9 protein-coding genes and 2 pseudogenes are annotated in these 10,749 nt (G+C 54.1%); 4 read left to right on the top strand and 7 right to left on the bottom strand.

What is annotated here, in order from left to right; translation table 11 throughout:
* Window positions 1-217: 217 nt before the first annotated feature.
* From M3G15_RS04440 to M3G15_RS04455, 4 genes are read right to left on the bottom strand one after another with little or no spacing between them, the layout of a single operon-like run.
* Entirely contained in the window at window positions 218-853 is a 636-nt protein-coding gene (locus M3G15_RS04440; protein ID WP_260070194.1) for a polysaccharide deacetylase family protein, read from the bottom strand.
* A 41-nt stretch (window positions 854-894) separates the two neighbouring features.
* Window positions 895-1,749, bottom strand: coding sequence for an SDR family oxidoreductase (locus M3G15_RS04445; protein WP_260070195.1), 855 nt, complete (start codon window positions 1,747-1,749; stop codon window positions 895-897).
* A gap of 47 nt (window positions 1,750-1,796) precedes the next feature.
* Window positions 1,797-2,870, bottom strand: a complete 1,074-nt coding sequence (uxuA, locus tag M3G15_RS04450) for a mannonate dehydratase (protein WP_260070196.1) — start codon at window positions 2,868-2,870, stop codon at window positions 1,797-1,799.
* Between the two features lie 49 nt (window positions 2,871-2,919).
* Window positions 2,920-3,603, bottom strand: coding sequence for a GntR family transcriptional regulator (locus M3G15_RS04455; protein ID WP_260070197.1), 684 nt, complete (start codon window positions 3,601-3,603; stop codon window positions 2,920-2,922).
* A gap of 250 nt (window positions 3,604-3,853) precedes the next feature.
* Between M3G15_RS04455 and M3G15_RS04460 the strand changes: the two genes are divergently transcribed.
* From M3G15_RS04460 to M3G15_RS04470, 3 genes and pseudogenes are all read left to right on the top strand, one after another.
* A complete protein-coding gene (locus M3G15_RS04460) occupies window positions 3,854-4,033 on the top strand; it encodes a hypothetical protein (protein ID WP_260070198.1) in 180 nt (59 codons plus the stop codon).
* A gap of 426 nt (window positions 4,034-4,459) precedes the next feature.
* Window positions 4,460-4,807: pseudogene (locus M3G15_RS04465) on the top strand (phosphoheptose isomerase family protein); the annotation flags it as partial.
* A gap of 178 nt (window positions 4,808-4,985) precedes the next feature.
* Window positions 4,986-6,134: pseudogene (locus M3G15_RS04470) on the top strand (family 8 glycosyl hydrolase).
* A 286-nt stretch (window positions 6,135-6,420) separates the two neighbouring features.
* On the opposite strand, the gene M3G15_RS04475 reads toward M3G15_RS04470, so the two are convergent.
* From M3G15_RS04475 to M3G15_RS04485, 3 genes are all read right to left on the bottom strand, one after another.
* The gene (locus M3G15_RS04475; RefSeq protein WP_009223597.1) at window positions 6,421-7,251 is read right to left on the bottom strand and encodes a carbohydrate ABC transporter permease; all 831 of its coding nucleotides are present in this window, start codon (window positions 7,249-7,251) and stop codon (window positions 6,421-6,423) included.
* Window positions 7,251-8,132 (bottom strand): carbohydrate ABC transporter permease, encoded by an 882-nt coding sequence (locus M3G15_RS04480; RefSeq protein ID WP_009223598.1) that lies wholly within the window; start codon window positions 8,130-8,132, stop codon window positions 7,251-7,253. The genes M3G15_RS04475 and M3G15_RS04480 overlap by 1 nt, the downstream gene beginning before the upstream one ends.
* A gap of 73 nt (window positions 8,133-8,205) precedes the next feature.
* Window positions 8,206-9,531, bottom strand: a complete 1,326-nt coding sequence (locus tag M3G15_RS04485; protein ID WP_260070199.1) for an ABC transporter substrate-binding protein — start codon at window positions 9,529-9,531, stop codon at window positions 8,206-8,208.
* A 206-nt stretch (window positions 9,532-9,737) separates the two neighbouring features.
* Between M3G15_RS04485 and M3G15_RS04490 the strand changes: the two genes are divergently transcribed.
* Window positions 9,738-10,749, top strand: a 1,012-nt coding sequence (locus tag M3G15_RS04490; RefSeq protein ID WP_260070200.1) for a cache domain-containing protein, incomplete at its 3' end; no start/stop codon positions are given.

A 10,749-nucleotide genomic window follows, 5' to 3' on the forward strand; every position in this document is an offset into this window, starting at 1 on the left:
TTTCTGCGAGATTAAGTGTAAAAATGCAGTTGAGTAAGCGGGTTTTGAAGAAAAATGGGCCCTAGGCGGTTAAATGAACTGTACTTTTGCATTTCATCCACCGATACAAGGTACATTCGACAAGATTCGCCTGCACTTTTACATTTCGTTATACATCCGAACAGAAAAAAGGCCAAAAAGACCGCCTCATTCGTGAGGTTCCTTTTGGCCTTTTGCCTTATTCCAACGCAGCTCTGCTTAACGCCAGCAGCTCGCTGACCGTGACCAGCCGGTATCCGGCGGCTGTCAGTTCCGCGGCCAGGATGCGCACGGCTTCCACGGTTTGGGAACGGTCGTCGAAGCCGTCGTGGAACAGCAGGATGCTGCCCGGGCGAGCCTGCTCCCGCGTCTTCTCCACAATGTGCGCCACGCCGGGCATCTCCCAGTCCATCGCCGCGCCGTTGACCGCTCCAATCGCGGGATAACCGAATTCACCGGCGGTGATGGCAGCAACCTCCTCGGAGGCAGCGAGATAAGGCGGGCGGAAGACCTTCGGTTTCGCCCCGGTGACCTGCTGGATCAGCTCCTCCGTCAACTGCAGTTCCCGGCGGCATTCCTCCGGGCTGAGATCGGGCAGGTGCGGGTGCGTGTACGTGTGGTTGCCGATCTCATGGCCTTGCTCGTGGACGGCCTTGGCGGTTTCCGGGCTTTTTTCCATCTGCGTGCCGATCATAAAGAAAGTTGCCTTGCCCTGCACCTCCCGGAAGATCTCCAAGACTTGCGGGGTGTACAGCGGATTGGGGCCGTCGTCGAACGTGAAGGCAATCGCTTTGTCCCGGACGGGAAGCTCGTTGATCACTTGAAAGTCAGCCATTTTCTAACCCATCTCCTTCTTCATCGAGTCCCGCGTACCTTTTAAACACCCGAATAAGCCATGAATCCGCCGTCGACGGGAATCACCGTTCCGGTCACAAATCCGGACGTTTCAGCATCTGCCAGCCACAGCAGCGTACCCAGCAAATCCTCCGGCACGCCGAATCGGCGCATCGGGGTATGGGTGATGATTTTGTTCGAGCGTTCAGTTAACGACCCGTCCGGGTTCGTCAACAAGCTGCGATTCTGCTCAGTCAGGAAAAATCCCGGGGCAATCGAGTTCACGCGAATGCCGGATTCCGCCAGATGCACGGCCAGCCACTGCGTCAGGTTGTTGATCGCCGCTTTTGCCGCGCTGTAGGCAGGAACCTTCGTCATTGGGCTGTACGAGCTCATGGAGGAGATGTTGATGATCGTAGCGCCGGGGCGCCCGATCATGTCTTTGGCGAAGATTTGTGTCGGGATCAACGTCCCCATGAAGTTTAAATCCAGGACGCCGTGCACGCCGGGGATGCTCAGGTCAAAAAAGCTGGTGACCTCTGGATTCGTGACATCTTCCGGCCGAAAAATCTCATTTGTCGTATTGGCGCTGGCATTGTTGCCGCCGGCTCCGTTGACGAGGATATCGCACGGGCCAAATAGCTCCCGCACCGCGGCCTCCGCCGTCTTCACGCTCTCGACATCCGTCACGTCGCAGGCAAATGCCGCAGCCACGCCGCCGTCGGTGCGAATTTGATCCACCACGGCTTCGGCTTTGGCGAGCGTGCGGTTCAAGATCGCCACCTTCGCCCCCTGGCGGCCCAGCTCACGGGCCATCGCCCGGCATAACACCCCGGCGCCGCCGGTAATGACGGCCGTTTTGCCGGCCAATGCAGGATGTACTGGCAAGTTGCTCATCGGTTGCTTCACTCCTTTTTTCACCATAAATAAAGGATGATCCTGGACTAGTTCAATTGGCCGGCTTGCTTGGCATAGGCGTCCCACAAGCCCCACAGATACATGATGCCGAGCGCCCGGTCATACAGGCCGTACCCCGGTCGGCATTCTTCGCCCCAAATGTGGCGGCCGTGATCAGGACGGGCATACCCCGTGAAACCGGTGTCATAATACGCTTTCACAATGCCGGCAATATCGACGGTGCCGTCCTGAGTCCGATGCGACGTTTCCATAAAATCGCCGTTATCAAACACGCGCACGTTGCGGATATGGGCGAACGGAATCCGGTCATGGAATTCATGGATCATAGCGATGATATCGTTGTCCGGATTAGCCCCAAGCGATCCGCTGCACAAGGTAATTCCGTTGGATGGACTATCGACGAGCTTCAGGAAGCGGCGCAGGTTTTCCTGATTCGTGATGATGCGCGGCAACCCAAAGATCGACCACGGCGGATCGTCCGGATGAATAGCCATCTTGATTCCATGCTGCTCAGCCACCGGAACGATTTCCTTCAGGAAATACTCCAGGTTCCGCCACAAATCCTCTTCTGTGACGCCTCGGTACGCCTCAAACAGGGAGGTCAAATGCTCCAGCCGCTCGGGCTCCCAGCCGGGCATCGTCAGCGCGCTGTTTTGGTTGATGACCTTCACCAGCTCAAACGGATCGATATTGTGAATGCGGGCTTTTTCATAAAATAACGCCGTCGAACCGTCCGCCCCCGGCTTATGCAAATCCGTCCGCAGCCAGTCGAAGATTGGCATGAAGTTGTAGCAGATCACCTTGACGCCCACCTTGGCTACTTTCTCGATCGTCCGTTTGTAGTTTTCGATATACTGGTCGCGCGATGGCAAGCCCAGCTTGATGTCCTCATGCACGTTGACGCTTTCCACAACATCGAGGTGAAACCCGTAGCGGTCCGCTTGCCGCTTCACCTCTTCGATTTTGTCCATGGGCCATTCTTCTCCGGCAGGGACGTCGTGCAGCGACCATACGAGGCCCTCGACTCCGGGGATTTGCTTGATCTGATCCAGCGTGACCGTGTCGTTGCCTTCGCCGAACCAACGAAATGTCATACGCATACTTTACCTTCACCGCCTATCTTGTTATTTGGGGTAGAGATGTTTTTTTTTAACTTTGCTTAAAATAGTCCGGATACCGCTCCTGCAACACCGGTAAATTGGAGATGCTGAGCTGCAAATGCTCCATCATCAGCCGGTCGGCCCGATGGGCGTCGCGGGCAACCATCGCATCGTACATGGCTTGATGCTGCTCGTAAAGATTTTCCCAATGCGGATCGGTCGTCAGCCACAGCACCCGCGTCCGGTTCAGATGGGCGTTCATCTGTTGGATGACGTCCCAGGTGCCCAGCTTGCGGCAGCCGGCGAACAGAATGCGGTGGAACTCCTCGTCCAGCGCAAACATTGCATGGTTGTCGTGCCGGCGGATGCTGTCCTGTTGGCGGGCCAAGTTGTCGGCCAGCTGGGTCAGCAACGCTTCCGGGAACTGTTCGCAGGCGAGCCGGATCACGGCGCGCTCCAGCTGTTCCCGCATAAACCGCGCTTCCTCCACGAGCTCGGGGTCGATCAGCGATACCCGCGTGCCGCGCTGCGGCAGGACGACCACCAGCCCTTCCTGCGCCAGCCGCACGAAGCTCTCCCGAACCGGGGTGCGGCTCACCTGAAAGGCTAGAGACATCTCTTTTTCAGATAGCGTTGTCCCTGGAGGCAGCTCTAGCGTGACGATCTGTTCCTTCAGCTTGGCATATACGGCGTTACCCGCCGATCCCGTCTGTGTTAGCCATTTGTCGCTCATCCTTTCACCTCCTTTAGGCCGGGGCCCTGCTCTAGCAGTTGTTCTAGTTCAATCTTGTTCTTGTTCATGCTCTTCTTTGATGCAGTTAATCTACCATACTTGTATGGTAGTATGGAAACCGCTGGTTAGCAAGAGGAAATCGATGCACGCCGCATGTTTCCTTCCGTATAAATTTGCAAACATCGAAAATACAACAATTGCGCGGTTGAGGTAGGAATACCCCTTGATCCAATTTTAGGTGCAGGAATTGATGGACGTCTTTCATGTCTCAAAGCGGACGATTTACTATGATATGGACAAAATCAATCACTGGCTTCGCCAAGGCGGGCTAGCTCCCGTGCAGTATGTGCGCAGCCGGGGCTTCTTGCTCCCCGAATCCTCGCGATCCCAGCTTCCGAGCATGGCCCAATCCATGCAGCCGCAGCAATGAAGCTTACGCGCTGAGCATCCAGTTCGACAGAAAACAGGGCTATTTTATTCAGGGGAATGAGAAAGACATTAGGGCCGCCCTGTCACGCTTCTTGTTCGAGCAACTGCTGTATGCCGACTGGAATCCTTCGTCTCCCACCATCGACGGCCTCATCCACGCGGATTTATTCCGGCGTCACTTTTCAGCGTTCCGGGAAGAGGAGCTGGCCTCCGTATACCGGATAATCGTCTCCACGGAGCAGCGGATTGGCATGGAATGGACGGACGAGACGATTATGCATTTGACCCTGCGCATCTGGTTGTCCGCCAACCGCATGAAGCAAGGTCACACGGTTCAGTTGGATGAAGAGGAGAAGGCGGCCTTACGGGAAACGCTCCAGTTCAAGGCGGCGACGCAAATAGCCGAAGAGCTTGGGGAATTGTTCGGAAGGGGGCCTGCACGATTGGCATCACCTCGCTCCAGTATTCGCAGAGCCAACTGTCTCGGCATGTCAGCGGGAAGCATTTATACGAGGCCGTCGACTTGGCCATCGATAATTATGCTGTGAAGGGCGACACCGTGATGTCCTATCCGGGAGTGCCGGATCCGTTTGCGCCGACGTCAACGGTGATCGGGGCTGCCGTTCTGAACGGCATCTTTGCTGAGGCGATCGTGATGATGATCGATCAGGGCTATGAGCCTTCCGTATTCTTAAGCGGAAATATCGACGGGGCTGATGAGCGAAACCGACAGTTGATCGCTCGTTACCGCGATCGGATTCCCTTGTTATCCTAATCGAACCGCACAGTAATGGGAGGAGTTGATCCGACCTTGACTGTGCGGCTTTTTTTTCATGATGGCTCGATTTGGATAAATATAAGCGCGAAATGCACATGGAATTGTGCGGGGGAGCGTGTTACCTTAACGTTGAAATCACGACAAAACCAGCTGTACTCGAGGAGGAGGCGAAGGGATGATGGAGCGTCAAGGGGCTTACTATACGGGAACGTACCGGAACTTGTTGGCCGAATACGGTTATGGGGAAGAGGCGATTCAGCGCCGGTTGGATGAAACGTGGAAGCAGTTATTTGAAGGAGACGAGGAGACGCGTATCTATTACCCTTCCGGCGAGGATATGGGCTATATGTTGGATACCGGCAATCTGGACGTGCGGACGGAGGGAATGTCCTACGGGATGATGATGGCCGTTCAGTACGACCGCCAGGATGTGTTCGACCGGCTTTGGAAATGGGCGAAAACCTATATGTACCTGACTGAAGGGGATAACGCCGGGTACTTTGCCTGGTCCTGTGCGCCGGACGGCAAGCGTCTATCGAACGGGCCGGCGCCGGACGGGGAGGAATATTTTGCACTGGCGCTGCTGTTCGCGTCCCATCGCTGGGGCGACCGGGAGTCGCCATTCGACTACGGCACCCAGGCTCGGGACTTATTGCGCACCTGCCTGCATAAGGGGGAAGACGGAACAGGTTATCCGATGTGGAATCCGGACAACAAGCTGATCAAATTTGTTCCGAACTGTGAGTTTTCCGATCCTTCCTAACATTTTCCTCATTTCTATGAACTGTTTGCGCTGTGGGCTTATCCAGAGGACCGTTCGTTCTGGAAGGAGGCGGCCGAGGCGAGCCGGCAATATTTGCACCTTGCGTGCCACCCGGTCACCGGCCTTGCGCCGGAGTATGCATATTATGATGGAACGCCGAATAATGAGCGGGGGTACGGCCACTTCTTTAGCGATGCGTATCGGGTTGCGGCAAATCTTGGCCTCGACTGGGAATGGTTTGCCGCCGATCCTTGGCAGCGGGAGACTGTGGGCAAGATTCAGGCGTTTTTCACTGATAAAGAACCGGAGGATTATCGCCGCTACACGATCTCGGGGGAGCCGTTTGAGGAACCGGCTTTGCATCCGGTTGGGTTGCTGGCAACCAACGCGATGGCTTCGCTGGCGGACGAAGGCCCCCAAGCCAAAGCATGCGTTGAGCTGTTCTGGAACACCCCGGTCCGCACCGGCAAGCGCCGCTATTACGACAATTGTCTGTATTTGTTTGCGCTGTTGGCGCTGAGCGGGAACTACCGGATATGGATGCCGCAGGGTAAGGCGTAAGGCTAAACCAGAACGGTGGCAGTAATGGGGCGGGAGCAGTCGATCTAGTGGACTCCAGTGCCTTTATTTCCCCTGATCCGTGGGGAATCGGGTTCTAACGGACTGAGATGACGTTATTGGGGCAAATCTCTGTCCTACACCACCGTGTTGTGGCAAATAAGGGCTGGAGTGTCCGTTAAATCGGGAAATGGTCGGGAAATAGAGAAATAACGTCATTTCGGTCCGTTACAGTAAGTACAAAAAGCGAGCCCGGAATTCCTTCCCTGGCTCGCTTCAAAAGTGACGATCAGCCCTTCACCGCGCCGGCCGTGAGGCCGCTGACGATGTATTTTTGGCCGAACAGATAGAGAATGAATACCGGAAGCGAAGTCAGCACGAGGTTGGCGAAGATCAGGTTCCACTCCCGGCTGTACTTGCCGTAGAAATTGTAGATCGACAGCGGCATCGTCCAGGTCGAGCTGTCGGTTAGGAAGTACAGCGGAATCGTGATGTCGTTCCACACCGACATGAACACCATGATCGCAACGGTGGCGTTGACCGGGAGGATGAGCGGCGTTACGATCCGGAAGAATACGCCAAGCACGTTGGCGCCTTCCAGGAACGCCACTTCATCGAGCGCTTTTGGGATCGTCTTAATGAACCCGCTGTACAGAAACACGCTAAAGGCGGTGTTCAGCGAAGCGTAGATCAGAATAACGCTGGTGATGCTGCCATAGAAGCCCAGCGCCTGCACGATCCGGATGGTCGTGATCGTCGACATCGGGGCGATCAGGCCCATAAAGAAATACATGTACAGCGTATTGGCGAGTTTCGTCTCGCGCCGCGCCAGAATAAAGGAGGCGGCCGAGGAAGCCACGATGTTGATGATCGAGGAAATGCCGGTAATCAACACGCTGTTCCAGAACGCCCGGGCGAGCCCGCCTTCTTCAAAAACGCGCACGTAGTTGGAGAACATCCACTTTTCGGGCAGTTTAAGCGAGAAGTCCAGCACTTCGGCGCTCGTCTTAAAGGAACCAAAGATCATGATTAACACCGGCAAAAGAATCAGCAATGAAGCCAGCAGCAGAAGGCCTTCGACAATATAGTTACGAATGGCGAGTTTGCGTGTAAATCCCATTATTCGGTGACCTCCCTACGCCGCATGAAGATGAGCAGCGGGATGGCAATGATCGTGACCGCTATGAATAACAGCGTATTGATGGCGGTACCCAGCCCCCAGCTTCCTTCGCCGAAGGACCGCAAGATGATCGTACCGACAACTTGAGAAGCATTGCCCGGCCCTCCGCCTGTCAAGACGAAGACCTCTGAGAAGACCTTCAGACCGCCGATCAGCGTGAGCATGAGGTTAATATTAATCGCTGGCAGCAGGAGCGGCAGCGTGATATTCGTGAACTTTTTCCAGGAGCCGGCCCCGTCGATGGTGGCCGCTTCGTAATAATCCTGGGAAATGGATTGCAGTCCAGCCAAGTAAATCGCCATCTGAAAGCCGGCATGCTGCCAGATCGAGATGACGGCAATGGTCCAAATGACGAGATGCGGATTGGTGAGCCAAGCTTGGCTTAACGCGTGCAGCCCAACCGCATCGAACATCCGGTTGATCGCGCCTTCCGTGCGCAAGATCGGTGTAAACACGATCCCGATGACCAGGATACTCAGGATGGACGGGGAATAAAAAATTGCCCGCAGCAAGTTCCGCGTCTTGAGCCGCATATTGAGTGCCACCGCTAGGGCGATCCCGATCAGGTTTTTCCCGACCACGGTGACGACGGCGAAGATCAGGGTATTTTTGAGTGCGAGGAGCAGCGTTTTATCGGAGAAGATCTTTTGGAAGTTCTCCCATCCGATGAATTTGATCGTCAGGCGATCCAGCCGCCAATCGGTAAAGGAATAATAAAAGCCCGTAAACGCCGGGATGACAAAAAAGATCGTGTAAATGAGTAACGCAGGTAATACGAGATAATAGGAATATAGATTTTTAACCGATGCTTTTGATTTCATGTTCTCCACCCCACTATGGACTGGGGCAGCATAACCCCCGGACGGGACTTATGCTGCCTGCCATTCTTCCGATTTAGAAACCGGGGATTTTTTTATCTGCCATCAGTTGACTAAACTTCTCGTCCCAAGCCTTCAGCACTTCTTCCGGGGTTAATCCGCCGGCGAATTGGTCTTGGAGCAGCCGATAAAGCTCGCTGCGGTCAACCAGCATGTAGGCGTCGGTGGTCAATACGGTTTTCTTCGGCGTGATGTAGTTATCGACGATTTCTTGCTTGTAATCCGGCAATTCTGGCGTAGTGACATCGCTCAGGTTGGACACGTACCCTTTGGAATCGACGATTTTTTGGGCGATTTCTTTCGAGCCTAAGAAGTTCAGGAATTCTTTGGCTTCCGCCAAGTGCTTGGCTTTCTTCGGAATGAACAGCTGACCGCCCAGCGGGCTGGCACCCAGGCTTGCATCTTCCTCGGAAGGGATCGGGAAGACGCCAAGGCGCATGTTCGGATCCTGCTTGAGCACGCCTTCGATCAGCCAGTCGCCCATGAACATCATGGCAACTTCCTTGTTCAGGAATTTACCCACCGCCATATCGTAGCTGTCGCTCAGAACGTCGGCGTTGGTGTAACCTTGCTTATACACCTCGTACTGCTGCTGCAGGAACGTTTGGAATTCTGGGATGTCGGACCATTTTTTCTTATTGCTGTTCAGGTCGTCGAAGAAGGTTGGATCGTTCTTGGCTACGAAGTTCGCAAAAGCGGCAGCCGGCCAAATATTCGCGGCCCAGTTGTCCTTGTACGGCATAAATACTGGAGTAACTCCGCTGGCTTTGATCTTCTCACAGACAGCGAGGAACTCTTCAAAGTTCTTCGGAATGGACAGGCCCAGGTCGTCAAAGATGTCCTTGTTGTACACAACGCCTTGCATCCCTGTATCTTGGCTGACATGGAAGCTGTAAATATGCCCGTAAGCGGAAAGGACGTCTTTGTTCAAAATCCGGCTGGCCCAAGGCTCGTTATCAAGAATCTCAAAGTTGCGCTCTAGATTTAGGTCCGTGGTTGCGCTGGCCAGATTGTATTGAATGATGTCCGGCGTTTCTTCAACGGCCAGCTTCGTTTGCAGGACGGTTGTCGTTTGCTCGGCTGGGATCAGCTGCAAATTAACTTTGATGTTCGTCTGCTTCTCAAATTCGTCGAGGATATCTTGTTGGATAAAGGCGGAGTCCTGCGAGCTCTTAGAGATGGCTAACTCGATGGTGACTTTGTCGCCCTTGGCGGCACCGCTGTTATTGCCGTCTTGTGCTGCGTTGTTGGACTTGGCGCCTCCGGATCCGCAGGCTGCGAGCGATAGCGCCAGCAAACCCGCGATGACTGCGATGGTTGTTCTTTTCAGTGCGTAATTCAAGGCAAATCCCCCTCTGTTTGATATGTCTTTGAATGCGCTTGCAACTTGATTATAGATTTCTGGGAGTCTAAGGTACATGTCTGAGGGTGACTGATGAGGTGTAAAATTGTGAACTTGTAACCGTTGTCATGACGTGAAGCGAAGTGGTACAGTTAAACCATCCTAATGCAACCTGGCCATAGCCAAAGGAGGCCCAAGCCAACGTCATGAAACCTTTCTTCCTCCGCAGAAGTCAGCTTAGCCTGCAAAATAAAGTCTTTTTAACTTTTGTGGCTTTGCTTCTGTTTATACTTGGTTGCTTTATCGTCTACGTGAATCTGGTCGTCATCAAACCGCTGAAGGAGAAAACGGTGGAGGCCAAGCTGGCGGCGGCGACCAAGGTGAGCCAGCAGCTCGACGACTATGTGGACAGCCAAAACCAACTGTCACAGCGGATCCTATCCAGCAAGGACCTCTTCTCGATCCTGGAGAGAGGTTATCAAACCGACGTCAATCTCGAACGGCTGAATCAAAGCCGCAGGCTGAAGGATCTGATGTTTCAGGCCATCGGCCCCAGAATGAGTATCAAGGATATGGTGATTTACGACAAGGCCGGCCGCAAGATCGTGTCCTATATTGAGTTACAAGGGGACGCGGCCTCTTTCGAGAGCTATCTGAAGAAGAGCCTCATCGACGGAAGCTGGAGCGGCAGCGGATATATCCTGGAACGGCAGGGAGAGGCCGTTTCGTTTATTCGTTCAATTAATAATCAGAACGGCACCGTATTCGGATATCTGAGCATCCTGTTGGACAATGCGTTCTTGCAAAGAATTTCGCAAGGCGTGGGCAGCGGCCAGGTGTACATTTTGGACCGGAATGGTGAGCCGGTGGTCGGTTCCATCCCCGACGAGGAGCTTGCCGAGCTGACCGCACGAAATCCAGTTGACGGCGTGTATGTGGACGATCACGGGAACTATGTAGCTTACGCCCGGTCGGAAAGCACCGGGTGGACAACCTATCTGGTGACACCCAAGCAGGATGTGCTGGGGCCCGTCAACTCGGTGAAATACTTGTCCATTCTGCTGATTACGTCGTTGATGCTGTTGTCTTTCGTATATATTTATTTTTCTACGCGAAATCTGCTGTTGCCGATCCGGAAGCTGCGCAGCCAGATTTGGCGGATCAGCTATAGCAATATGAATCTCAAATGGGACAACCCTACGCAAAATAACGATTTAA

The sequence above is a fragment of the Paenibacillus sp. p3-SID1389 genome (assembly GCF_025151705.1).
In the GTDB taxonomy this organism is placed as follows: domain Bacteria; phylum Bacillota; class Bacilli; order Paenibacillales; family Paenibacillaceae; genus Fontibacillus; species Fontibacillus phoenicis.

What these genes read in the sequence shown, in the direction of transcription:
- M3G15_RS04440 (WP_260070194.1), bottom strand. Translation starts at nt 853, where the DNA reads ATGGCTGACTTTCAAGTGATCAACGAGCTTCCCGTCCGGGACAAAGCG.
- M3G15_RS04445 (WP_260070195.1), bottom strand. Translation starts at nt 1,749, where the DNA reads ATGAGCAACTTGCCAGTACATCCTGCATTGGCCGGCAAAACGGCCGTC.
- uxuA (WP_260070196.1), bottom strand. Translation starts at nt 2,870, where the DNA reads ATGCGTATGACATTTCGTTGGTTCGGCGAAGGCAACGACACGGTCACG.
- M3G15_RS04455 (WP_260070197.1), bottom strand. Translation starts at nt 3,603, where the DNA reads ATGAGCGACAAATGGCTAACACAGACGGGATCGGCGGGTAACGCCGTA.
- M3G15_RS04460 (WP_260070198.1), top strand. Translation starts at nt 3,854, where the DNA reads ATGGACGTCTTTCATGTCTCAAAGCGGACGATTTACTATGATATGGAC.
- M3G15_RS04475 (WP_009223597.1), bottom strand. Translation starts at nt 7,251, where the DNA reads ATGGGATTTACACGCAAACTCGCCATTCGTAACTATATTGTCGAAGGC.
- M3G15_RS04480 (WP_009223598.1), bottom strand. Translation starts at nt 8,132, where the DNA reads ATGAAATCAAAAGCATCGGTTAAAAATCTATATTCCTATTATCTCGTA.